The 23,359-nt window shown below is 64.4% G+C and carries 27 protein-coding genes; 10 read left to right on the top strand and 17 right to left on the bottom strand.

All coding sequences use genetic code 11. The annotated features are described in order from the left end of the window. Positions 1–97 precede the first annotated feature (97 nt). Positions 98–1,147: an AI-2E family transporter gene (locus G6N81_RS01235; protein WP_165132027.1), complete on the top strand. Its 1,050-nt coding sequence runs from the start codon at positions 98–100 to the stop codon at positions 1,145–1,147. 3 nt (positions 1,148–1,150) lie between these two features. Here G6N81_RS01235 and G6N81_RS01230 read toward each other — a convergent pair whose 3' ends face one another. From G6N81_RS01230 to rpsB, 9 genes are all read right to left on the bottom strand, one after another. Continuing rightward, positions 1,151–1,879 carry an alpha/beta hydrolase gene (locus G6N81_RS01230; protein ID WP_165132024.1) on the bottom strand — a complete coding sequence of 243 codons (729 nt, stop codon included), beginning with the start codon at positions 1,877–1,879 and terminating at the stop codon, positions 1,151–1,153. 14 nt (positions 1,880–1,893) lie between these two features. Next, the gene (locus G6N81_RS12655; protein WP_165132021.1) at positions 1,894–2,181 is read right to left on the bottom strand and encodes a hypothetical protein; all 288 of its coding nucleotides are present in this window, start codon (positions 2,179–2,181) and stop codon (positions 1,894–1,896) included. A 9-nt stretch (positions 2,182–2,190) separates the two neighbouring features. Then, a complete protein-coding gene (locus G6N81_RS01220; protein WP_241245014.1) occupies positions 2,191–2,982 on the bottom strand; it encodes a lytic transglycosylase domain-containing protein in 792 nt (263 codons plus the stop codon). Between the two features lie 55 nt (positions 2,983–3,037). Next, positions 3,038–3,595, bottom strand: a complete 558-nt coding sequence (locus G6N81_RS01215) for a DivIVA domain-containing protein (RefSeq protein ID WP_165132018.1) — start codon at positions 3,593–3,595, stop codon at positions 3,038–3,040. 26 nt (positions 3,596–3,621) lie between these two features. Next, positions 3,622–4,641 (bottom strand): phosphatidate cytidylyltransferase, encoded by a 1,020-nt coding sequence (locus G6N81_RS01210; RefSeq protein ID WP_165132015.1) that lies wholly within the window; start codon positions 4,639–4,641, stop codon positions 3,622–3,624. Beyond that, positions 4,641–5,195 carry a ribosome recycling factor gene (gene frr / locus G6N81_RS01205; protein WP_165132012.1) on the bottom strand — a complete coding sequence of 185 codons (555 nt, stop codon included), beginning with the start codon at positions 5,193–5,195 and terminating at the stop codon, positions 4,641–4,643. Before frr ends, G6N81_RS01210 begins: the two co-directional genes overlap by 1 nt. 83 nt (positions 5,196–5,278) lie before the next feature. Beyond that, a complete protein-coding gene (pyrH, locus tag G6N81_RS01200; RefSeq protein ID WP_420901783.1) occupies positions 5,279–6,028 on the bottom strand; it encodes a UMP kinase in 750 nt (249 codons plus the stop codon). Between the two features lie 121 nt (positions 6,029–6,149). After that, the gene (tsf, locus tag G6N81_RS01195) at positions 6,150–6,977 is read right to left on the bottom strand and encodes a translation elongation factor Ts (protein ID WP_165132006.1); all 828 of its coding nucleotides are present in this window, start codon (positions 6,975–6,977) and stop codon (positions 6,150–6,152) included. A 122-nt stretch (positions 6,978–7,099) separates the two neighbouring features. After that, a complete protein-coding gene (rpsB, locus tag G6N81_RS01190; protein WP_165132003.1) occupies positions 7,100–7,951 on the bottom strand; it encodes a 30S ribosomal protein S2 in 852 nt (283 codons plus the stop codon). A gap of 171 nt (positions 7,952–8,122) precedes the next feature. Here rpsB and G6N81_RS12535 point away from each other — a divergent pair, with 171 nt between their 5' ends. From G6N81_RS12535 to G6N81_RS01180, 3 genes are read left to right on the top strand one after another with little or no spacing between them, the layout of a single operon-like run. After that, positions 8,123–8,260 (top strand): hypothetical protein, encoded by a 138-nt coding sequence (locus tag G6N81_RS12535; protein ID WP_206527883.1) that lies wholly within the window; start codon positions 8,123–8,125, stop codon positions 8,258–8,260. Continuing rightward, complete coding sequence (locus tag G6N81_RS01185) at positions 8,257–8,754, top strand: murein hydrolase activator EnvC family protein (protein ID WP_165132000.1); 498 nt, start codon at positions 8,257–8,259, stop codon at positions 8,752–8,754. Before G6N81_RS12535 ends, G6N81_RS01185 begins: the two co-directional genes overlap by 4 nt. Before the next feature lie 9 nt (positions 8,755–8,763). Next, positions 8,764–9,666, top strand: a complete 903-nt coding sequence (locus tag G6N81_RS01180; RefSeq protein WP_165131997.1) for a tyrosine recombinase XerC — start codon at positions 8,764–8,766, stop codon at positions 9,664–9,666. 27 nt (positions 9,667–9,693) lie between these two features. Here the strand turns inward: G6N81_RS01180 and dprA are convergent, their stop codons facing one another. The 7 genes from dprA to rplS all read right to left on the bottom strand — a co-directional run bounded on the left by dprA (position 9,694) and on the right by rplS (position 15,043). Beyond that, positions 9,694–10,860, bottom strand: coding sequence for a DNA-processing protein DprA (gene dprA / locus G6N81_RS01175; protein ID WP_165131994.1), 1,167 nt, complete (start codon positions 10,858–10,860; stop codon positions 9,694–9,696). Next, entirely contained in the window at positions 10,857–12,392 is a 1,536-nt protein-coding gene (locus G6N81_RS01170) for a YifB family Mg chelatase-like AAA ATPase (protein WP_165131991.1), read from the bottom strand. The genes dprA and G6N81_RS01170 overlap by 4 nt, the downstream gene beginning before the upstream one ends. Next, positions 12,389–12,751 carry a YraN family protein gene (locus G6N81_RS01165; RefSeq protein WP_165131988.1) on the bottom strand — a complete coding sequence of 121 codons (363 nt, stop codon included), beginning with the start codon at positions 12,749–12,751 and terminating at the stop codon, positions 12,389–12,391. Before G6N81_RS01165 ends, G6N81_RS01170 begins: the two co-directional genes overlap by 4 nt. Before the next feature lie 101 nt (positions 12,752–12,852). Further along, on the bottom strand, positions 12,853–13,176 hold the full coding sequence (locus G6N81_RS01160) for a DUF2469 family protein (RefSeq protein ID WP_165131985.1): 324 nt from the start codon (positions 13,174–13,176) through the stop codon (positions 12,853–12,855). A 38-nt stretch (positions 13,177–13,214) separates the two neighbouring features. Continuing rightward, on the bottom strand, positions 13,215–13,883 hold the full coding sequence (locus G6N81_RS01155) for a ribonuclease HII (protein WP_165131982.1): 669 nt from the start codon (positions 13,881–13,883) through the stop codon (positions 13,215–13,217). Then, complete coding sequence (gene lepB, locus G6N81_RS01150; protein WP_241245013.1) at positions 13,880–14,617, bottom strand: signal peptidase I; 738 nt, start codon at positions 14,615–14,617, stop codon at positions 13,880–13,882. The genes G6N81_RS01155 and lepB overlap by 4 nt, the downstream gene beginning before the upstream one ends. Positions 14,618–14,695: 78 nt before the next feature. After that, positions 14,696–15,043, bottom strand: a complete 348-nt coding sequence (gene rplS / locus G6N81_RS01145; RefSeq protein ID WP_165131976.1) for a 50S ribosomal protein L19 — start codon at positions 15,041–15,043, stop codon at positions 14,696–14,698. Positions 15,044–15,297: 254 nt separating this feature from the next. Between rplS and map the strand changes: the two genes are divergently transcribed. From map to G6N81_RS01115, 6 genes are all read left to right on the top strand, one after another. Then, positions 15,298–16,083, top strand: a complete 786-nt coding sequence (gene map / locus G6N81_RS01140; protein WP_165131973.1) for a type I methionyl aminopeptidase — start codon at positions 15,298–15,300, stop codon at positions 16,081–16,083. 147 nt (positions 16,084–16,230) lie between these two features. Continuing rightward, on the top strand, positions 16,231–18,810 hold the full coding sequence (gene nirB / locus G6N81_RS01135) for a nitrite reductase large subunit NirB (RefSeq protein WP_165131970.1): 2,580 nt from the start codon (positions 16,231–16,233) through the stop codon (positions 18,808–18,810). Then, a complete protein-coding gene (gene nirD / locus G6N81_RS01130; RefSeq protein WP_165131967.1) occupies positions 18,807–19,199 on the top strand; it encodes a nitrite reductase small subunit NirD in 393 nt (130 codons plus the stop codon). Before nirB ends, nirD begins: the two co-directional genes overlap by 4 nt. Position 19,200: 1 nt before the next feature. Continuing rightward, a complete protein-coding gene (gene cobA / locus G6N81_RS01125; RefSeq protein WP_165131964.1) occupies positions 19,201–20,454 on the top strand; it encodes a uroporphyrinogen-III C-methyltransferase in 1,254 nt (417 codons plus the stop codon). Beyond that, positions 20,451–21,587 carry a uroporphyrinogen-III synthase gene (locus G6N81_RS01120; protein WP_165131961.1) on the top strand — a complete coding sequence of 379 codons (1,137 nt, stop codon included), beginning with the start codon at positions 20,451–20,453 and terminating at the stop codon, positions 21,585–21,587. Before cobA ends, G6N81_RS01120 begins: the two co-directional genes overlap by 4 nt. Next, positions 21,584–22,282 (top strand): sirohydrochlorin chelatase, encoded by a 699-nt coding sequence (locus G6N81_RS01115; protein ID WP_165131958.1) that lies wholly within the window; start codon positions 21,584–21,586, stop codon positions 22,280–22,282. The genes G6N81_RS01120 and G6N81_RS01115 overlap by 4 nt, the downstream gene beginning before the upstream one ends. An 18-nt stretch (positions 22,283–22,300) precedes the next feature. Here G6N81_RS01115 and moaA read toward each other — a convergent pair whose 3' ends face one another. Continuing rightward, entirely contained in the window at positions 22,301–23,356 is a 1,056-nt protein-coding gene (gene moaA, locus G6N81_RS01110) for a GTP 3',8-cyclase MoaA (RefSeq protein ID WP_165131955.1), read from the bottom strand. Positions 23,357–23,359: the final 3 nt, after the last annotated feature.

Raw genomic sequence — 23,359 nt, 5'->3', positions numbered from 1 at the left:
ACGCCAGCTGGGAGATGACGGCGTTGGCCGCTGTCCCGCGATAGCCTCACAATCACGCGCCGCAGTTGCACGCGCTCATGTTTCGACCGGGAGAGCTATGAAGATCCACAATCCGTTCCGGCTCGGCTTCACTGCCGCCCTGGGCGTGGGCCTCGCGATCCTTCTCATCCAGAGTATCGAAGCCTTGTCCACTGTGTTGCTGTACGTCGGAACGGCCATGTTCCTCTCCCTCGGCCTCGACCCCGTCGTCTCATGGCTGGAGCGGCGCCGCATCCCCCGCTGGGCGGCCGTGATGATTGCCATCGTTGGCGTTCTCACGGTATTCGCCGGCATTCTCCTGATCGTTCTCCCCGTCCTCGTCGATCAGGTCACACTGCTGGTCAGGCGGGTGACGTATCTCCTGAATCGTTCGGCGTGGCAGAGCGATGTGGAGACCTGGCTGAGCACGACCTTCCCCGCGCTCGACATCCCGACCGTGTTTGACGCAATCAACGATTGGCTCACGGATAATCTCTTCTCCATCAGTGAGAGCCTGGTGGGGGCGACTCTCAGTGTCGCTGGCGGTCTCTTTGGCGCGCTGATCATCCTGATCCTCACGATCTACTTGACGGCATCAACCCCGACGCTGAAGAACGCGATCTATCAGATCATCCCCGCGTCCAAGCGCGAGCGGTTCGCATACATTGCTGAGCAGATCACGGACTCAGTCGGTTACTACGTGATGGGACAGGTCACCCTCGCGGCAACGAACGGCGCGCTCAGCGCAATCTTCTTGTCGATTATTGGGGCACCGTTCCCCATGGTGCTCGCTGTTGTCGCCTTCCTCGGTTCGATGATTCCGCTGGTCGGCACGATCACGGGGTCGACGATCATCGTTCTTGTGTGCCTGATCCCCGATGTTGGCACCGTCTCAACGGCCCTCATCGCCGCGGTGTACTACCTGATCTATATGCAAATCGAAGCATACGTTCTGACACCGCGCATCATGAGCCGAGCTGTCTCGGTGCCGGGTGGCGTTGTCGTCGTCGCCGCGCTCTCCGGCGGTGCCCTCCTCGGGCTCCTGGGCGCGCTCATTGCGATCCCCGTCGCCGCGAGCATCCTGATCGTCTACCGTCAGGTCGTCATTCCGCGAATGAACGAAAAGTAGGCGCTACGCCGGCCACTGTGTGGGAAGCGGCACCGCTGCGGGGTTCACCGCACGAGTGATCTCGTTCAGAACGCGGCGCGTCTGCGACTCACCAACCCAGAGGTGCTTACCGCCGTCCACGGCGATCAACGATGCTTTGGGAACCACCGCAAAGCGCTCGCGCGCCTGGTCGGGTTGCAGATAGTCATCGTGCTCGGGAATAAGCGCAATCAGCGGACGAGAATCGTCCGCCCATGCCGCAAGCTCTTCCTCCGATGTCCTGTGCAGGGGCGGCGAGAGCAGGATCGCTCCCGCGATCGGGTGCTGTCGCCCGTGCTTCAGGGTGAGCTCGGTGCCGAAAGACCAGCCGACGAGCCACGGAGCAGGAAGTCCACGGTCGGTGACGAACTGCATGGCGGCGGCCACGTCTGCTTCCTCCGCAATGCCCTCGCCGAAAGCACCCTCACTCGTTCCCCGCGGCGATGTGACACCGCGAAGATTAAAACGCAGCACCGCAAGGTCAGCAAGAGCCGGAAGCCGCGCTGCCGCCTTGCGAATGATATGGGAATCCATGAAGCCGCCGTGTGTCGGCAACGGGTGGAGCATCACGAGGGTTGCTACCGGAGCGCGTTCTGTCGGCACGGAGAGCTCGCCCACGAGCGTGAGCCCGTCCGACGTGCGCAACTCAATGTCTTCACGCTGCGCGGGGAGAAGTGTCGCTCCGCGAATCTCCGTTGTCTCGTTGGCAGACATGTTCTTGCCTCTCCTCAGAAGATGTTCCAGCAGTGCGTGTGCCAGTGACGCCGCGCAGCGAGATCCGCCTGCGCGCCAAGAACGCCGTCCTCACGCCACGTCACAACGTGAGATGTGCCGGCCTCAACTGAGCGTGAGCACCCTGGACAGGTGTATGCCTTTTCCGAGCGTCCTGGTCCAACCGGTTGCACCGTCCAGGTCGACCCGCGGCGCGACTCGCTACGCTTCCACCCCGATAGCAGGCGGTCGAACGATTCGTCGGATGTGCGAGACGGCTGGCGGCGTCGTCGTGACTTAGCCATTCGTCTCTTTTACCACCAGTGGTTGGCGATCCAGAAGTTATACGCGTTGGCCCAGCTGCCGTAGCGCGCGATGGCGTAGCCATTGCCCCAGACAAGATTATCGATGGGGTTGTAGCCGTCGCCGGGGACCTTGCTGCACGGATAGGCCTGGACAAGGCCGCACGCGCCAGAGGTCGGGTTGGTGGCACCGGGGTTCCAGCCGCTTTCCTTCGACACGATGTAGTCGACGTAACCCCAGTCGGACTCCGCGATTCCCGCAGCGGCCATCCACTCGGAGGGCCCGCCGCCACCGTCGTACACGGGGGGCTGAACGGGTGCAGGAGCCGGGGCTGGCTCGGGAGCCGCGCCCTGGTCGTCGGCCGGAGCGCCTCCGCCCTGGATATCCGCCACAACGGCGGGAGCTGGTTCGGGCTCGGGCTCGGGTGTGTTCAGAACCGCGGTGTAGCTGACCGATGCGAGAGAACCGAGGGAGGTGCTGTTCGACGTGGCTGCGAAGACCTGTGCGTCGGCGGCTGCCGCCTCATAGGTCGACTGCTCGGGCTGCTCCGGGAACTGCTGCGATGCCTGTGTCAGATGCGGCGCCAAGGCCGGTGCGATCGTTGCTCCCAGAAAGGCGAGTGCCGCAAAACCGGCAACCGCACCCACAACGACACGACGCGCTCCCCCTCCCTGGGGGGACGACCGGCGTTGCGCAGAGCGGGTGGACCGGCGATCACGGCGTACCTCGGCGATAGCCGAACGCTCAATCGCCCGTGCCGCGCGGCGGGTCATGGGCTGGGGCTTCTCGTTCGCAAGAGTCACAGTGCGCACCAGTCTACCTGATCTGTTACCGGACCGTGACCTAGCGGAGGGTGATCTAGCGAACTGCCAGAATCACCCGCACGGCCGCATCCAAAAGCGCGTCGACCTGCTCCTCGCGGTATCCCCCGCGCTGCGGGCGAAACGCTGCTGTTCTCAGCTGTTCGGCCGCAAGGGGTGTTCCATGGGCGAGGTACGCGGTAATGCGATCAGCGACGGCATCGACCTCACGCACGGAGTAGCCGGTGCGCAGCACCCCCACGCGCGCGAAACGATGAGCAGCGGGGCGCGATAACCGGACGAGAATCTCTTGCGCGGATTCGCGCGCATCATCGATCCAGGCGTCCGTTCCCCTCATCGCCACGGCGAATTCACGCTCGCGCACCGCAAACGCATCCTCGAGTCGTGCAAGCGCTGCATCGACGGCGCGCACCTCGTATCCCCGCTTCATCAGAGGAAACGCGACCGTGCGAATCACCTCGCTCGTGACCTCCTGCGTTTCCCCTTGAAAGGACCGCCGCGCGCGGGCAAGGAAGGAATCAACGACGGCTGGCTCATAACCCAGCTGACCGCGCGGGGCGTGGGAGAAAAGAGCGAAGCTGGAATGAGCAGTCATAGGAGAACCGTCGATCGGCGCCGCGGTTATGCGGCGAGTGGTGAAAGAAGGTGGAAGAGAGCGAGAGCGACAACCGCCGACGGCAGGATGCTGTCCAAGCGATCCAGGACGCCACCGTGGCCAGGGAGCCAGGAACTCATGTCTTTGATCCCCAGGTCGCGCTTGAGCATCGACTCTCCGAGATCTCCGAGCGTCGCGGTTCCCATGAGGACGGCGCCGAAGATCACGCCAGCCCACCACGGGACCCCGAGCATGAGCTCCGTAACGAGCGCACCGGCGATCATCGAGACAACGGCCGCGCCCGCGAAGCCCTCCCAGGTCTTACCGGGACTGATGCGAGGCGCCAGCTTCGTCTTACCGAAGGTGAGTCCTGTTGCGTACGCCGCGGTATCCGCTGTGACGACGACGATGAGAAAACTGATCACCCACAGCTCGCCCTGCTCTTGTCGCAGAACAACAAGCGCGGCGCTTGCGAGAAGGGGAACGTAGAGCTGGACGAAGCATCCAACGAGAATGTCGCTGAAAATTGACGCGTAGATCCGGCCGTCTCTCGCCACCATCTGCACGAGGATGCGCCACACGACGATGACGACAAGGGAGACGAACAGTGCCGCCCAGTGCACCGCCGAGCCGAACCAGAACGCCGCCCCGGTGATGGCGAACGACCCGATCACTTGCGGGATCAGATCGATCCGCCGGCCCCTGGCCTGCAGGGCACGCGTGAGTTCGAAAACGCCGAGCGCCGCGATCAGCATCGCGACGATCGCGAAAACCCATTTCACGAAGAGCAGCGATGCGAGAACGATCACACCAGCGAGAATGCCGACACCGATCGCCGCGAAAAGATCACGGCCGGTGCGATTCTTGATTCTCTCGTTCGTGGCCTCGATCTGATCACGCGCGTATTGCGCCTTCTGACCGATTTCACCGCGAGCGGCTTCGATTCGATCGTGCAACGAGGCAGTGTGATCTGCGTCGAGGTGACGAAGGGAATCGTTGGACGGTTCGTCCGAACGGTCCTGTTCCGGGGCCGCGTCGGTGACCATTAGACCTCGAGAAGCTCGGCTTCCTTGTGCTTGAGCGCCTCATCGATCTGGTCGACGTGAGCCTTGGTGAGAGAGTCGAGTTCCTTTTCGCCGCGGGCGATCTCGTCCTCGCCGATCTCATCCTTCAGCGCATCGAGGTCGTCTTTCGTCTGGCGACGGATGCCACGCACGCGAACCTTCGCGTCCTCCCCCTTGGACCGAGTGAGCTTGACGTACTCCTTGCGTCGCTCCTCGGTGAGCTCCGGCATCGTCACGCGGACGATAGTGCCGTCGTTGGTGGGGTTCGCGCCGAGGTTCGGCATGTCGCGGATAGCATCCTCGATGGCCTTCAGAGCCGTCTTGTCATAGGGCGTGACAACGATCGTCCGGGCTTCGGGGTTCGCCAGCGCCGCCAGCTGCTGCAGCGGTGTCGGCGTGCCGTAGTAGTCGACCATGAGGCGCTGGAAGAGCTGCGGGTTTGCGCGGCCCGTGCGCACCGTCGCAAAGTCTTCTTTGGCCGCTTCAACGGCACGGTCCATGCGACTGGTTGCTTCTGCCAGAACTTCGGCGATCACGGGTGACTCCATTCGTCGTAGGTGCTCTGAAATTCTACCGACGCGGCAGGGAGTTCCTGTTCCCGCCGCGCCACGCGGCTACGTCACGTCGTGACGAGCGTGCCCATCTCTTCGCCACGCAGTGCCTTTGTGACGTTACCCGCGGGCTCCATGCCGAACACACGCATACTCATCCCGTTGTCCATGCACAGGCTGAACGCGGTCGAATCAACGACCTTCAGGCCCTTGACGAGCGCATCGTTGTACGTCACGTGATGAAGCTTGGTCGCTGATGGGTCGGTCCGCGGGTCGGCCGTATACACGCCATCGACACCGTTTTTCGCGACGAGGACCTCGGTTGCCCGCACCTCAAGGGCACGCTGAGCCGCCACAGTGTCCGTCGAGAAATACGGAAGCCCGGCGCCGGCACCGAAGATGACAACGCGGCCCTTCTCCATGTGGCGCACGGCGCGAAGCGGAAGGTACGGCTCAGCAACCTGGCGCATCTCGATGGCCGACTGCACGCGAGTCTCTGTTCCTGCCTGCTCAAGGAAGTCCTGCAGCGCGAGCGCGTTCATCACGGTTCCCAACATGCCCATATAGTCAGCACGCGAACGCTCAAGGCCGCTCTTGGACAGTTCGGCGCCGCGGAAGAAGTTCCCGCCTCCGACGACAACGGCCACCTCAACTTCCTGAGCCGCCTCAGCGATCTCCTGGGCGATGGTGCTGACAACACCCGGGTTAACCCCGAGCTGTCCGCCTCCGAATGCCTCTCCGGAAAGCTTGAGCAAGACGCGGCGTCGGGGGGCTGTGGGGTGGTTGGTCACGATGATGTGTTCCTCTCGGAGCCGGATGGGCACTGCGATTAACGCTAGCGCAGGCCTGCCCTGTTCATCCTGTACGCACCCGAGACGAGATACACAGAAGGGCCCGAGATCCCTCTGGATCCCGAGCCCTTCTGATGTGGAGTGAAGCTTATGCGCCGACCTTGAAGCGTGCGAAGCCCGTGAGCGTGATGCCCGCGTCGTCCGCAACCTTCTGGATCGACAGCTTGTTGTCCTTGGCGTATGCCTGGTCCAGAAGAACCACCTGCTTGAAGAACGCGTTAACGCGTCCCTCGACGATCTTGGGCAGAGCGGCCTCCGGCTTGCCCTCGTTACGAGAGATCTCGGTAACGATCTCGCGCTCCTTGTCGACAACGTCCGAGGAGACCTCGTCGCGCGTCAGGAACTGCGGAGCGGCGAACGAGATGTGCTGCGCGATCGAACGCGCGGTCTCGGCGTCATCACCCGAGTAAGCAACAACAACACCCACCTGCGGGGGCAGGTCCTTGCTGGTCTTGTGGAGGTAGATCTGGAAGGCGTCGCCCGTGAGCGTGCGAGCACCACGGAGCTCGATCTTCTCTCCGAGGATCGCAGCCTCGTCGGCAATGAGCTGCTCAACGGTCTTACCGTTGGCGTCAGCTGCAAGAGCAGCCGTGACTCCATCGGCTCCCGCTGCGGCAACAGCCGCGAGGACCGTGTCCGCAAGAGCGACGAACTTGTCGTTCTTTGCAACGAAGTCGGTCTCGCATGCGAGCTCGATCAGTGTTGCGGCACCATCGTTCTCGACGGCGGCAACGAGGCCCTCCGTCGCGGCGCGGTCAGCACGCTTTGCGTTGCCCTTTGCGCCCTTGAGGCGAAGAATCTCGACGGCCTTCTCGACGTTACCGTCGGCCTCTTCGAGAGCCTTCTTCGTGTCGACCATGCCCGTGCCGAGCTGCTCGCGCAGAGCCTTGAGGTCGGCGATGCTGAAGTTTGCCATGTGCGGCTTCCCTTTGCTGTCGGTTGTGAACCGGAGATTACGTGATGAGGGTGTCGACGAGGTTCACTCGTCGTGAACGCTCCGAGGGCGGGAGCCGATTGCGGCTCCCGCCCTCGGAAAGATCACTCTGCTGCGGGAGCCTCGGCGGCTGCTGCCTCCTCGACGGGAGCCTCAGCGGCTGCGTCTTCGGCGGGAGCCTCAGCAGCGGCCTCGTCGGCCGAAGCGCCGCCCTCGAGGAGCTCGCGCTCCCACTCGGGAAGAACCTCGGCGTCGCCCTCGGGGTTGTGCTTCTGCTGCAGGCCCTCGGCAGCGGCGTCGGCGATGATGCGCGTCAGCAGCGCAACCGAACGGATCGCGTCGTCGTTGCCCGGGATCGGGTAAGCCAGGTCGTCGGGGTCGACGTTCGTGTCGAGGATGCCGATAACGGGGATGCCCAGCTTGCGTGCCTCGTCAATGGCGAGGTGCTCGCGCTTGGCGTCAACAACCCACAGCGCCGACGGCGTCTTCGTGAGGTTGCGGATACCGCCGAGCGACTTGTGAAGCTTGATGAGCTCGCGCTTCTTGAGCAGCAGCTCCTTCTTCGTGAAGCCCGATGCAGCGGGGTTCTCGAAGTCGAGCTCCTCGAGCTCCTTCATACGAGCCAGACGCTTCGACACCGTCTGGAAGTTGGTGAGGAGGCCACCGAGCCAACGCTCGTTGACGTAGGGCTGCCCCACGCGCGTCGCCTGCTCAGCGAGCACTTCCTGGGCCTGCTTCTTCGTTCCGACGAAGAGGATGGTGCCGCCGCGGGCAACCGTCTCCTTGACGAAGTCGTAGGCGCTGTCGATGTAACCCAGCGACTGCTGCAGGTCGATGATGTGGATTCCGCTGCGCTCCGTGAGGATGAAGCGCTTCACCTTCGGGTTCCAGCGACGGGTCTGGTGTCCGAAGTGGACGCCGCTGTCGAGCAGCTGGCGAATTGTAACGACGGCCATGGTCGTATCTCCTTCTTGTGGCGCGCTCTGCGCGCCGTTCGGTTGATGTGTCGACCGGCGGTCGACTGTCCTGGTGCCCCGGCGCTCTCCCGCCCTCAGCAGAGGGACCGGTAGGAGTGCAACCACGATAGGAATCGTTAAGGGCACGCGAAGTCATCCCCTTCGCAGAGGATGCGGGTCGACTATACCAGGCGAGAGCCGGATGTTCCTGCGCCCGGTCACCCCTCGCGTCTGCACATCGTGGATGACGGGAAGCTTGTCCACATTCGCTTCTCTCGCGCTGCGCTGTGGGTCATTCTCGACGCATGACTCCGCTGCGCACAGCACTCGCATCACTCACCGCGATCGCCGTTGTCTTGCTCTCCTCAGGCGTGGCAAGCGCGGCTCTCGGCGTCGAAGAGCCACGGTGGATTTGGCCGGGTGGTGTGGCGTCTGTGCTCCGAGAGTTCGAGCGACCTCCTCACCCGTACGGCCCCGGACACCGCGGTATCGATATCCCCGTCACAGGCGGCGTCGCGTTGGCGCCAGCGGACGGTGTTGTCGCCTTCTCCGGATTCGTCGTCGACCGCTCCCTTCTGACGATCGATCACGGTGGCGGGCTGGTCTCCACTCTCGAGCCAGTTGACGATCCTCCGCCAGCGGGAACTGCTGTGTCACAGGGCCAGGTACTCGGACCCGTGTCAGCTGGCGGACATGTCGGTGACGACACCCTTCATCTCGGCGCGCGTTTGGACGGCGAGTACATCGACCCGCTCGCCTTGCTCGGCGTGCTGGAACGTCCCGTCCTGTTGCCATGCTGTTGACTAAAGAGCATGAGGATCGAGCAGGCGGCTTCGACGTTTGCCGGGCACCTGACGGATGTTCGGCGGCTCTCGGCCGCCACCGTCAGGGCGTATCGCGCCGACCTCGCCGATCTCACAACTGTCACGGGGGATATCGATCTGCGCTCCGTTGACCTCGACGTGCTCCGGGAGTGGCTCTGGCGCGCCAACCGGCGCGGGGATGCCCGCTCAACGCTCGCGCGGCGGACGTCGTCCGTTCGCAGTTTCTTCCGCTGGGCGAACGACGAGGGCCTTGTCGATTCCGATCCCACGCTGCGCCTCGTCACACCGAAAAAGGGAAGCACTCTTCCTCGCGTCGCAAACGCCACGTCGATCGCATCGGCGTTCGATGAGCTTGCGGCAACCGCGATGGACGGAGACACCGTCGCTCTGCGAGATCTGGCCCTGCTCGAGCTCCTCTACGGTGCCGGTATTCGCGTCGCGGAGCTGTGCTCACTCGACATGACGGATGTTGACCGTGATCGAGCGACCGTTCGCGTCAACGGAAAAGGGTCGAAGGAACGCGTTGTTCCCTTTGGAACACCGGCGGGGCGCGCATTGGAGGCCTACCTCGTGCGCGGGCGGCCCGCTCTCATTGATCGTGCCGAACGACCGGGTTCCGCCATGTTCCTCGGCGTCCGCGGAGCGCGCATCGGCCCGCGAGCGGTGTACGACGTCGTCTCCCGCGTCATTGGGCCGATTATCGGCGCATCGAGCGTCGGCCCGCACGCGCTTCGCCATTCGGCGGCGACGCACCTGCTCGACGGCGGAGCGGATCTGCGTGCTGTGCAGGAGATCCTCGGTCACGCAAGCCTTGGCACGACTCAGGTATACACACACGTCTCGAGCGAGCGCCTCACTGCCGCCTATCGCTCTGCGCATCCCCGCGCCTGAGGCGGCACACCGATCGGCCTCAGTCGCCTACCCCGCCTCCCATCCCCCGTTCCGTTCGACGGCCGCGCCGGACAGTGCCAATAGGCCGAGCGCGCCGATCACGCTCCCCTCGGCAAGGCCGCTGAGTCGCGCAATTTCCGCGATGGATCGCGGCGTGCGTCGCGCGAGCGCATCCGACACACGCGTGAGCTCAGGGTCACCCCGCGTCTCAAGGGGATGGTCGACGCCGAGACCGAGCAGTTCGCGAACATCATCGGGGCTCGTGATGCACACCGCGCCGTACTCTCGGAGGAGGCGGTGGCATCCCGCCGATGTCGAACTCGTGACGGGGCCCGGAACTGCGCCGAGGGGGCGGCCCAGCGTGGCTGCGTGGTTCGCTGTGTTGAGCGAGCCGCTACGCACCCCGGCTTCGACAACAACGGTTGCGGCGCTCGCCGCCGCAATCAAGCGATTTCTGGCGAGAAAGCGCCACTTCGTCGGCGCTGCCCCCGGCGGCCGCTCAGCCACGATGGCACCCGTCTCTGCGATCCGCTGCAGCATCTCGGCGTGGCCTGCCGGGTAAACACGGTCGACTCCCCCGGCGACGAAAGCAACAGTGGGTGAGGATGTGCGCAGGGCGGCTCGATGAGCCGCCCCATCCACTCCGTACGCCGCACCCGAAATGATGATCGCGCCGTCTGCCGCCAGTTCGCTCGCGATATCCGTGGTGACGAGTTCACCGTAGGGCGTTGCCGCGCGGGCGCCAACCACCCCGACGGAAGCGCCTCCGCGCCCCAGAACTGCGGCGTCGCCTCGCACCCAGAGCCCGACCGGAGCATGCGCCCCCAGAGCGTCGGTGGCGGCGCACCAGCCGGCATCGCCGGGAATCACAAACTGCAGGTCGCGACGCACCCCCTGCCGCAACGCGGCCTCCACAAGGCCAGCATCCCAGCGCGGGCGCCACCGGGCCGTTGCGTCCGCGAGAGCAACGGAGTCCGCTGGTCGCCGGGTGGCACGCGCTGCTGCTTCGAGGGCGTCCTCCGCCCCGAGGCTCGCAATCAGCTCGCCCGCGACGCCGTCTCCCGGCTCGGTCAGAACGGACCAGGCTGCCCGGGCCAATCGCTCCGCGCTTTTCTGTCCTCCGAACCAAGCTTCAGCCGCATGACGGACCTCAGCGGTGAGAAGCTCCCGAACCGCCAGGCCGATATCTCTCATTGCGACACTCCTTTCTTGAGGAACAACGCCCGGCCGACGTCGAGGGCATCCGGCGCATCATGTCCGGCGAGGTCGGCCACGGTCCACGCCACACGGGTCACACGGTCGTAGGAGCGCAACGTGAGCATTCCGTTGTTGAGGGCCGCGTCAAGGCTCTGCCGCGGCGTCCCGCTGAGGGCATACGGGCCGTTTCTCAGCCAAGGGCCGGAGACGTCCGCATTCGTTCGCCACGGTGTGTCTTGCAGCCGTCGCGCCGCTCGTTCACGTGCCTCGCGCACCTGCTCTCGTGCTGCGGCGGTTGTTAGCGTCGGCGCTGCTTCTGCGTCGAGGCGGACAACGCGCTGGAGCCGAAGATCGATGTCGACACGGTCCAGAAGGGGACCGGAGATCTTTCCGGCGTACCGGCGCACCTCTGCCGGGGAGCAGGTACATGTGCCGCCCGCTACACCGAACTCACCGCACGGACACGGATTCATCGCAAGCACCAGCTGGAATCGCGCGGGGAAACGCGCGACGAACCCGGACCGGTGAATTTCGATCTCGCCGTGTTCGAGGGGCTGGCGAAGGGCATCCAGCACCGAGCGCGGCGCCTCGGCGACTTCGTCGACAAACAGAACGCCTCGGGATGCGCGCGCAATCGCGCCGGGCGACGCTCGCTTGGACCCACCACCCACGAGCGCCGTCAACGTTGCCGAATGGTGCGGTGCCTCGAACGGAGGTGTTCGGCTGAGCGACGCGATGCGTTGACCAGACAGCGAACGAACTGACGCCACTTCGAGCGCCGCGTCATCGTCCAGATCGGGAAGGATCCCCGGCAGGCGCCGAGCGAGCATCGTCTTGCCTGCTCCCGGAGGCCCCGACATCAGCAGGTGGTGACCGCCGGCCGCGGCCACCAGCAGAGCCTCAACCGCTTGTGGCTGGCCGACAACGTCGCCGAGGTCGGGAAGGCGTTCCTGCTGTTCCTGATCGGTGACGGTGACAGAGGGAGACTCAAGCGGAGCGATCACCTGCTCGTCAACGTCTGCGCCATGAAACCTCGCCGCATCAGCGAGCGTCGATACTCCCGTGACATCGGCGCCCGTCACCAGCTCCGCCTCGGCACGGTTTTCCTCGGGAACGACAACGCGGTCGCGGCCCGCGCGCACGGCCGCCAGGACCGCCGGCAGAACACCGGCGACGGCGCGAACGCGGCCATCGAGGCCCAACTCACCAATGTGCACGGTGCGCGCGAGCGACTCAGGATCCACACGGCCCTCTGTCGCCAACCCGGCCAGGGCGATGGCCAGATCGAACGAAGACCCCTGTTTGGGAAGGCTCGCCGGAGAAAGATTCACGGTGAGCCGGCGATCCGGTAACGCCAGCCCGCTGTTCTCCGCGGCATTCGACACACGACGTGCCGCCTCGCCCAGCGCCTTGTCCGGCATCCCGATGATCCGAAAGTCCGGCTTGTGCTGCGTGATATCAGCTTCGACTTCGATCATTTCGCCGCGCAGACCTGTCAGGGCAACCGCCCACGTCCGCACAACGATCACGACAGACCTGGCAGATGCTCGATCCGCGCCGTTCCGGGATCGCCGCCCATGACCGCGATGCCGTCGACCCGTAACCTCAATGAGCGCGCAACGCTCGGATGGGCCTTCGCCCAGGCGTAGCCGAGGCGCCACAGGCGATCCAGTTTGGTCACGTCGACGGCTTCAAGAGGATGACCGTAGCGACGCGAGGTGCGCGTTTTTACCTCGACGATCGCGAGAATGTCACCCCGCGCCGCGACGATGTCGATTTCGCCATCGTCGCAGCGCCAATTGCGGTCGAGCAGACGGTATCCGTGCTGAACGAGATGCTCAGCGGCACGCTGTTCACCCGCGCGCCCAAGGGTCGTGTTGTGAGGCATACGCCCCACGCTGACGCACAGCGACGGGGCGCGTTTTTCGGCACCCGCGGAATCCTGCGGCGCGCGGGGATGAATCGTGCATCCCCGTCACAGTGAACGCGTTACTTACCCAGCGAGAGGTCTTCTGGAAGCTCGAAGTCGCGCGGTGAGAGCTCTTCGATGTTCACGTCCTTGAACGTCAGAACACGAACGGAGGTGACGAAACGGTCCGCGCGATAGATGTCCCACACCCAGACGTCCTTCATCGTGAGCTCGAAATAGAAGTCGTGCTCGGTGTCGTGGCGCACGACGTTGACCTCGTTAGCGAGGTAGAAGCGGCGCTCTGTCTCGATCACATATTGGAACTGCCCAACAACATCGCGGTACTCCCGATACAGGGCCAGCTCGAGCTCGCGATCAAAATCGTCGAAGACGTCGTCATCCATGGTTACTCCATCCTACGAACGTTCACGGGTATGCGGTGTCAGAACAGTGACGCCGGTGGCGAAATCACCCAGGAGTGACGGTGGTGAGGTGTTAACCCGAATTCGGCGATCGCCGCCCGGTGCGCGGCGCTGCCGTATCCCTTATTTCTGTTCCATGCGTACGGAGAAAAGTCAGGGTGGAGCTCGGTCATCAGCTCGTCTCGCGCCACCTTTGCAGCGATCGATGCCGCTGATATCGACGCGCAATCCCTGTCGCCTTTGATAACGCTGCGCACGTCGATCCGTCCCAGCGACGTCGCGGCCACGCGCGAAACATAGTCGTGGTTGCCATCGAGCAGAACGATGCCATCAGCCGCGTCGTAGCCCTGCTGGCGAAGGTGGGCAAGAGCGCGTGTTGCTGCGAGCCCCAGAGCGCCCAGAATGCCGACGTCATCGACTTCGCCCGGTGTTGCCCATCCGAGAGCTGTTCCTCGGACCCAGGCGGCAGCGCGCTCAGCGAGTTCGGGGCGCTTCTTTTCGCTGATGAGCTTCGAATCACGCAGGCCATCAGGAATTCCCGCGTCCGCGGTCGCCGAATCGATCACACAGGCGCCAACGGTGACGGGGCCGGCCAACGCACCTCGGCCCACCTCATCCAGCCCGAAAATCAACGACGACTCGCCGAACAGCCGCCGCTCCAGCTCGAGCGTGGGAACGGCGGCACTCACGATGCCGGAGGAGCCGGAACGTGCGAGAACGTATCCGTTTCATCAGCAATCACACCGAAGCGCCCCAGCGGCCAGGTGAGAAGGAATACCCGACCGACCACATTGTCGAGCGGCACGAAGCCACCCCCGGGGAGGTCGGTGTGAAACCGTGAGTCCTGAGAACGATTGCGGTTGTCCCCCAGCACCCAGATGGCGTCGTCGGGCACGGTGACATCGAAGGATGACGCTGATGCGGCAGCGCCCTCGGGCAGAAGACGAAGGTAGTCGCCTTCGTCAACGGATTCGCCGTTGATCTCGAGATGACCGTCCGCGTCGCAGCACACGACATGGTCGCCTGGCATTCCGATGATGCGCTTAACGAGGTGCTCTTCCGAATCTGCCGCTGACAGACCGATAGCCGTCAGCGCTCCGTCAATGGCAGAACGGATCGGACCCCGATCGTCTGAGGTGACGCCGCCGAGCCATCCACCGGGATCCTCAAAAACGACGATCTGGCCGCGCTCGTAGTCGTTCCACCGCACGGTGAGCTGGTCGACCAGAATGCGATCGTCCGTCATGAGGGTGTCTTCCATCGAGGCGGAAGGAATGTAGAAGGAGCGCACGAGGAACGTCTTGATCAGAAGCGAGATCACAATCGCGATCGCGACAATCACAACAACATCTCGAGCGAACGCCAGAACTCCGCGCGTGGCGGGGCGGCGCTCGGCTTCCGCCTCACCCTGATCAATCGTCATCTGACTCAGCATCCCATACGGCAGGAACGCCCCACCGCAGATGCGATGGGGCGTTCCTGAGAGTAAAACGTGAGAACGTCAGTTCTCGCGCTTCTCGCGGATCTTCGCAGCCTTACCGCGCAGCGAACGAAGGTAGTAGAGCTTCGCCCGACGCACGTCTCCACGCGAAACGACCTCGATCTTGTCGATGATCGGCGAGTGCACCGGGAAGACGCGCTCGACGCCGACCTGGAAGCTGATCTTGCGGACCGTGAAGGTCTCGCGCACGCCATCGCGCTGGCGACCGATAACGACACCCTGGAAAACCTGGATACGCGAGCGGTTGCCCTCGACGATGTTGACGTGCACCTTGACGGTGTCGCCGGGACCGAACGCGGGGATGTCGGTGCGCAGCGATGCTGCGTCGACGGCATCGATGATGTTCATTTTGTGTCGCTTCCTGCGGCCGCCACAGGCCGTCCGCTCTAAAAAAGGGAGAGTCAATCGTGCGCGTGAGGTGATCTCGAAACGAGAAAGGCCTTCGACTCCCCTGTGGCAGAGGCGAAACCGGAACACCAACGGGCGAACAGGTCACGGCACAGCCCTTTATTCTGCCACATCGTTCGGGCACGGATCGCCATGCCTGTTCAGCCTCCACGCGAACGCGTCCGACACAATGGATCGCAAACGAAGGGATTCTCATGATCGAACTGCGCACTCCGGCCGAGATCGAGGAGATGAAGCCGGCGGGCCGTTTCGTCGCCGAGACCCTGGCGACGCTCCGCGACGAGGCGAGAGTAGGAACCAACCTTCTCGCCCTCGACCGCCGCGCCCACGACCTCATCCGACGCGCCGGCGCCGAGTCTTGTTATCTCGACTATGCGCCGTCATTCGGCTCCGGCCCATTCGGAAAGGTGCTCTGCACCTCGATTAACGATGCCGTGCTGCACGGCCGCCCTTTCGACTATGCGCTGAAGGATGGCGATCTCGTCACTCTCGACTTTGCCGTTTCCGTCAACGGATGGGTGTCCGACTCAGCGATCTCGTTCGTCGTCGGCACTCCGCGTGACGAAGACCTGCGCCTGATCGAAACAACCGAGCGCGCTCTGGCAAAGGGCATCGAAGCAGCACAGACCGGAAATCGCGTCGGTGATATCTCCGCGGCAATCGCCGAGGTTGCGTATGGCGAAGGCCTCTCGATCAACACCGACTTCGGCGGCCACGGCGTTGGTCGCACGATGCACGGCGATCCACACGTTCCGAACGACGGCCGCGCTGGTCGCGGTTTTCCGCTGAAGCCCGGACTGGTCATCGCCATCGAGCCGTGGTTCCTCCACACAACCGACAAGCTCGTGACGGACGACAACGATGGCTGGACGCTGCGGAGCGCCGATGGCTCACGTGGGGCGCACAGCGAGCACACGATCGCGATTACCGAGAACGGTCCGATCATTCTCACCGATCGCTCCTTCCTTGGCGTGAAGTAACGCCTGTCACATCACAGAACCTTCACTTCCTCCTCGCGAGGTTGTGAGGGTTTTGTTGTGTCAGGGAAACGTCTGCGCCGCTCCAGGCGAAACACCGTGCCCCTACCGTCGAGTTCACGATCGTGTCCTCTCAGGCAGGAGCCGCCCATGCCCAGCGATACCCCCACCGCACCTCGCGTCGTCGTCATCGGCGCCGGAATGGTTGCCCACCGATTCATTGAGAGCCTGCTCACACGCTCCGACGCCGCGTGGGAGATCACCGTCATCGGCGACGAGCACCGCTTTCCTTACGACCGCGTCGGCCTGACGTCGTTCTTTGACAACGCGTCACCAGACGAGCTCACTCTTGAACGCACCCACATGGAGGATCCGCGCGTCGGATTCCTTCCGGGAGACCGCGCCATCCGCATTGATCGGGATCGGCAGGTTGTCGTGACCGAGTCGCGGACGGAAGTTCCGTACGACACGCTCGTCCTCGCGACCGGTTCCTTCGCGGCGCGGCCGGCCGTTGATGGCGCGAATCTTCCCGGGTGCTTCGTCTATCGCACAATCGACGATCTGGAGAAGCTCACGGCATTCGTCGAGCGCCGCCGCGCCGAACTGGGACGCCCCCTCATCGGTCGCGTTGTCGGCGGTGGTCTTCTCGGCCTCGAGGCGGCGGGCGCGCTCCAGGGACTCGATGTTGACGCCACCGTTATCCAATCAAGCACCCACTTGATGTCTGCCCAGATCGACCGGGCTGCCGGAGAGATGCTGGGTCGCCTGATTACCGACAAGGGAATCGCGGTACGCACAGAATCGCGCACCACACGCCTGGACCCGGATCCCACCGGACAGGTGGCCGGCCTCGAGTTTGCCGACGGCTCCTACGAGGCCGCCGATGTCGTGATCTTCACCGTGGGTGTGCGCCCGAACGATTCGCTGGCCCGCAAGGCGCAGCTCGCGTGTGCGCCGCGCGGCGGCGTCACCATCGATGCCTCCTGCCGCACGGAGGATGCTGCAATCTTCGCGATCGGCGAAGTCGCGAGCTTCGACGACAAGTGCGTCGGCCTTGTCGCTCCCGGAAACGCCATGGCTGAGGTTGCTGCCGACCGGATTCTCGGCGGCGAAGCGACGTTCCCCGGCTTCGACGAGTCAACGAAGTTGAAGCTGTCTGGCGTCGATGTGGCGAGCTTCGGCGACGCCATGGGAACAACGCCGAATGCCCTCGATGTTGTGTATGCGGACCCCGTCAGCGGGACATATAAGAAGCTTGTCCTGAGCGACGATGCCTCGACCCTGCTCGGAGGCATCCTCGTTGGGGATGCGTCCGCCTATGGCTCGCTGCGGCCTCTCGTAGGTCATGCGCTTGGCGCGGATCCGGCGGCGTACCTCATGCCAGCCGATGGTGTGGAGGCGCCGTCGAGCGACCTCCCGGACGAGGCGATCGTTTGCTCCTGTTCGTCCGTGACGGCCGGCCGGATTCGCAGCGCCGTGCATGACGACGGCTGCGCCGACGCGGGCGAGGTGAAGGCCTGCACGAAGGCCGGAGCAACCTGCGGCAGCTGTTTCGTCACCGTCAAGAAGATAGTCGGCAAAGAGTTGTCGGCGCTTGGCAAGACCGTGTCGAACGCCATGTGTGAGCACTTCAACATGTCGCGTCGCCAGCTCTTCGACGCCGTTCTTGTCTCGGAACTGAAAACCTTCAGCTCGATCATTGAGCGGTTCGGAGCGGGCCGCGGATGCGACGTCTGCAAGCCCACCGTTGCCAGCATCCTGTCGGGGCTCGTCGGAGAACACGTTCTCGAGGGTGAGAACGCGACACTTCAGGACACGAACGACCACGTCATGGCGAACATGCAGAAAGACGGTTCGTACTCAGTTGTTCCCCGCATGGCCGGAGGCGAGGTGACACCCGAGGGGCTGATCGTCATCGGACAGGTCGCGAAGCGCTACGGGCTGTACACCAAGCTCACGGGTGGTCAGCGAATCGATATGTTCGGCGCACGTCTCGAACAACTCCCCGAGATCTGGAAGGAGCTTGTTGACGCGGGCTTCGAATCCGGGCAGGCATATGGCAAGTCGCTGCGAACGGTGAAGTCGTGCGTCGGATCGACCTGGTGCCGTTACGGCGTGCTCGATTCCGTTGGCATGGCTGTCACCCTCGAGCTTCGCTACCGCGGTCTTCGCGCCCCTCACAAACTGAAGCTCGGTGTGTCCGGGTGTGCACGCGAATGCGCGGAGGCACGCGGCAAGGACGTGGGGGTGATCGCCACCGAGAACGGCTGGAACATGTACGTCGGCGGTAACGGTGGATTCACGCCACGCCATGCACAGCTCCTCGCGGAGGGACTCGACGACGCCGCCCTGTTGCAGGCCATCGACCGTTTCTTCATCTACTACATCCGCACCGCCGACCGTCTGCAGCGCACGGCGCCCTGGTTCGAAGAACTCGAGGGCGGAATCGACGGTCTGCGTGCCGTGATTTTCGATGATTCTCTCGGCATCTGTGCCGATCTGGATGCGGCGATGGAAAAGCACGTTGACACCTATCAGGACGAGTGGGCCGCAACGCTCAAGGACCCCGAGAAGCTGAAGCGCTTCCACTCGTTCGTGAACGCACCAGACACCCCTGACCCATCTCTCGGCTACGTCGAGGAGCGCGGACAGGTTCGCCCCGCGTCGCTCGCCGAGCGCGAAAACGGATCCGTGCTCATCGCCGGAACAACTCTGGAGGTCCGCACATGACAAACATCTCCCCGCCCACCGCGCCTGCCACCACTTCTAGCTGGGTGCGCGTCTGCGCTCTCGACGATCTCGAGGTGGAACGCGGCAGAGCCGCCTTGCTCGGATCGACGCAGATTGCCCTTGTGCGGCTCATCGACGGCACGGTGCGCGCTGTGTCGAACTATGACCCATACGGCCAGGCAAACGTGCTCAGCCGCGGTATCGTCGGCAGCAAGTCGCTCGCCGACGGCTCTGAAGCGCCGACGATCGCCTCTCCCCTTCACAAACAAGCATGGGATCTGCGAACCGGTGCTGTTGTGGAGACACAGGGAAAGGACGAGATCTCGATCCCGGTGTTTCCCGTAGCTGTCGACGACGGACAGGTGCTGGTCAGGTGGCAGGAGGCGTGACATGACAACGATGCTCGGAATCGGGCTCGACGGAAGGCGCGTCGTGCTGGTCGGAGGGGGTTCCGTCACGGCCCGACGTCTGCGCCGATTCGTCGACGACGGAGCGGATCTGCTGGTTGTCGCCCCGGAACTCTCGCCAGAGGTCGCCCAACTGGTCGACGACCACTACATCATGTGGCGTGACCGCCCTGTTGCGGCCGACGATCTCGTCGGTGCTTGGCTGGTTCACACCGCAACTGGTTCGGCGGACGTCGATGCGCAGGTCGTCGCATGGTGCGACGCGCAGAGCACGTTCTGCATTAACGCGGGGGGCGGTTCACACGGCTCCGCGCGGATGACCGCGCAAACGCGCGCTGGAGACGTTCTTGTCGGCGTCACAAGCGACGCCGGCGTCGACCCGCGCCGCACCGCTCGCGTCAGCGAATCCATTCGTGCCCTTCTCGAATCCGGACAGGTCTCGTTGCGGCGCGTACGAGAATCGGCTGCCGGTCACGTTGCGCTCGTCGGGGGTGGCCCTGGCCCCGTTGATCTCCTCACGTTGCGTGCTCGCCGTCTGCTCGCCGAAGCCGATGTGGTTGTGGCCGACCGTCTCGGAGCCACCGCCGTTCTGGACGAGTTGGATCCTGATGTCGAGGTGATCCATGTCGGAAAAGCCCCCGACCACCATCCCGTTCCCCAGGAACGCATCAACGAGATCATCGTCGAGCATGCTGCGGCCGGTAAGCGCGTTGTCCGCCTCAAGGGCGGTGACCCCTTCGTTTACGGCCGCGGCGGCGAAGAGGTGACCGCGTGTTTGAGCGCTGGTGTCCCCGTCGAGGTTGTCCCGGGAACGACCAGTGCAATCTCCGTTCCGCAGGCGGCGGGTATCCCCGTCACACATCGCGGGACCGCCTCAAGCCTGCACCTCATCAACGGCCAGTCCGGCGTGACACCGGCAACACTCGCGTCAATGAAGGACGATTCCGTGACCACCGTGCTGCTCATGGGCGTGAAGTCGTTCCCCGCAATTGCCGAGCGAGCCCTCGCCGCTGGGGTCCCCGCCGATCGCCCTGTTGCCTTCGTCGAATCGGGTCATACCGAGCACCAGCGCACAACGCGCACAACGCTCGCCGCTGCCGCGGAAGCCGCCCGGCGGGCCGGCGTACGTAATCCCGCCGTGATCGTCGTTGGCGAGGTGGCGAAGGTCGACCTCCTCTTGCCGGCAACACAAGACCCCGCACCGGCTTCGGTCTGGTCGCAGGACCTCACGGGATGACTGCCGAAAACACACGCCCGAAACTGTCCAGCGCCCTCGACGGGTGCACCATCGTCATCGCCGTTGACCGGCGAGCGGGAGAGCTCGCAGCAGCCCTCGAACGCCATGGCGCAACGGTTCGTCAAGCACCGGCGCTCACGATCATTCCCCACATTGACGACGACGCACTTCTCGGCGCAACACGTGCCCTCATCGCGTCTCCGCCCGATGTGGTGGTTGCCACAACCGGTGTGGGCTTTCGCGGATGGATTGAGGCCGCCCATGAGGCCGATCTCGCGGATCAGCTTCAGGCAGCCCTCGAAAACGCCCAGATCGTTGCCCGCGGCCCCAAGGCACGCGGCGCCGTTCAACAAGCGGGGTTCACGGTCGATTGGGTGGCGGAATCAGAAACAGCGCGCGAACTGGGCGAGTTTCTCCTCGCTGAGAGCGTGAACGGCAAGCGAGTCGCTGTTCAACACCACGGCTCGGGCGCGGATGGCCTTGATGAGCTGTTCACCTCTCACGGGGCCGATGTTGTCAGCCTGACCGTTTACCGGTGGGGGCCGCCGCCGAACCCCGATGTTGTCCGCCATTCCGTGATTCAGGCAGCTGCTGGCGACGTCGATGCCGTGATGTTCACGTCGGCGCCAGGGACAAGCGAATGGCTTGCCGAGGCGGAGCGTGCGGGGGTCATCGGCGATATCCGACGGCGCGCGGAAAAGGGCCGCCTTGTCATGGCAGCTGTTGGCCCGATCACGGTCACCCCTCTCGACAATGCCGACATTCCGGCGATCGTTGCGGAGCGCGGCCGACTGGGGTCCCTCGTCCGCAGCGTTGTGACGCACTTCGGAGGCGGGAGCGCCCCCGGGCTCGACACTGTGCGCGGGCGCATCGAGATGCGCAGTTCTGGCGTTGTTCTCGCGGGCACGTATATTCCGCTCTCGCCGACGAGCACCGCCATCATTGGTGCGCTTTTCGACGCGGGCGGCGCCGTGATTCCACGACGTGACCTGCACGGAGTCTTGCCGCGGTCGAGCCGCAACACGCACGCCGTGGAGATGGCAATCGCGCGGCTTCGTGAATCCATGGGCTTCCCGGATATCGTAAAAACGGTCGTCAAGCGCGGCTATCGCCTGAATGTGGAGGACCTGTGACCGCACGCCCGACCCTCATCTGCTGCTCACACGGCACCGATTCGCCCGAGGGACGCGCCACCATCACAGCGCTCGTCACGCGGGCAGCTGAGCTGTTGGAAAACGTCCCCTTTCGCGAAACATACGTGGACGTCCAGCACCCGCAGGTGGATGAGGTCACGGCGTCCGTCGATGGTCCCGCGGTGATCGTTCCTCTTCTCCTGTCTCCGGGGTTTCACACGGCTGTCGATATCGGTCGCGCCGCCGCCTCCCGTTCGGACGTCGTCGCGACACGGACCCTCGGGCCTCACCCGCTCCTCATCGAGCTTCTGGCAGATCGTGTGCACGCCGCGGGTCTCACACCGGGCGACCACGTTGTCCTGGCGGCTTCCGGTTCGTCGCGTCCCGAAGCGGCCGCGCGCGTGCGGGACGTCCGCGATGCCTGCGCTCTGGCGATCGACGCGCCCATCACCGTCGGGTACGCCTACGGGGCAACGCCGAAAGTGGCGGACGCCGTCGCCGCCGCCCGCGAGGCCGGTGCCGCCAGGGTCATTGCCGCAAGCTATGTCCTCGCACCCGGGCACTTCGCCGGACTTGTGTCACGAGCGGGTGCGGATATCACCACGCCTCCGCTCGGCGCGGACGAACGCATCGCGCGCATCATCGCTGAGCGGTACGCAGAAGGCGTTGCTGAGCTCGCATCCCTCAGCGCATAGGGGCGGAAAGCACCGCGCCTATCCCCCGATAGCGTTCATGCCGCGGGCCGGCTGCAGGAAGCTCTCGTCACCAACAGCGTGACCGGGGAGCTTTCCCCATATCGCGCGCCGAATGAGCGCTTCGACGTCCGCGTCGCTCCCGCCGCCGCGCAGAATCGGGATCAGGTCGTACTCGGTGTTCGAGAACAGGCAGTTCCTGATCTGACCGTCGGCCGTGAGCCGCATGCGATCGCAGGCGCCGCAGAACGGCGCTGTGACGGACGCAATCACGCCGACGACATGCCGAGAGCCGTCAAGCCTCCACGTCTCGGCCGGTGCCCCGCCACGGCCCGGAATCTCCTCGAGTGTCCATCGCTCTGACAGCGATGCCAGAATCTCTTCCCGCGTCACCATCGCCGAGCGCGACCAGGTATGACCGGCGTCGAGCGGCATCTGCTCGATGAACCGCATTTGTGCACCATGATCCACCGCGAACTGCACGAGGTCGACCAGCTCATCATCGTTCACGCCGCGCATTGCAACGGCGTTGAGCTTCAGAGGAGCCAACCCGGATTCGGCCGCGGCGCGGATCCCGCGGAGAACATCGTCCAGGCGATCGCGACGCGTGAGCGCGTGAAAACGCTCACGGCGGATGGTGTCGATCGAAATGTTCAGCCGGCTCAGCCCGGCGTCGATGAGCGTGGGAAGAACGCGGTCGAGGCCGATCCCGTTCGTGGTCATCGCCACATCGATATCGTCACCGACCCCAGAAACGCGCTGAACGACGTCGACGATATCGCGACGGAGCAGCGGCTCGCCGCCCGTGAGCCGGAACGTGGTAATGCCGCTCTGTGCCGAGACCCGCGCAATGCGCTCAATCTCGTCTGTTGTCAAGATGCTCTGCCGGGCAAGCCACTCATTCCCCTGCTCCGGCATGCAGTACGTGCAGCGGAGGGAGCAGCGATCGGTGAGCGAGATTCGCAGATCACGGTGAACTCGGCCATAGCGATCGGTGATGGGGCCCGTCCGTGGCATGTCTGCCGGCGTGGAGGGCGCGGCCGGTCGCTGCTTAATCGCTACATTCACCGCCGCCATTAA

It is taken from the genome of Microbacterium amylolyticum, from assembly GCF_011046975.1.
GTDB lineage: Bacteria > Actinomycetota > Actinomycetes > Actinomycetales > Microbacteriaceae > Microbacterium > Microbacterium amylolyticum.
This window is presented reverse-complemented; position numbering and strand designations above follow the sequence as displayed.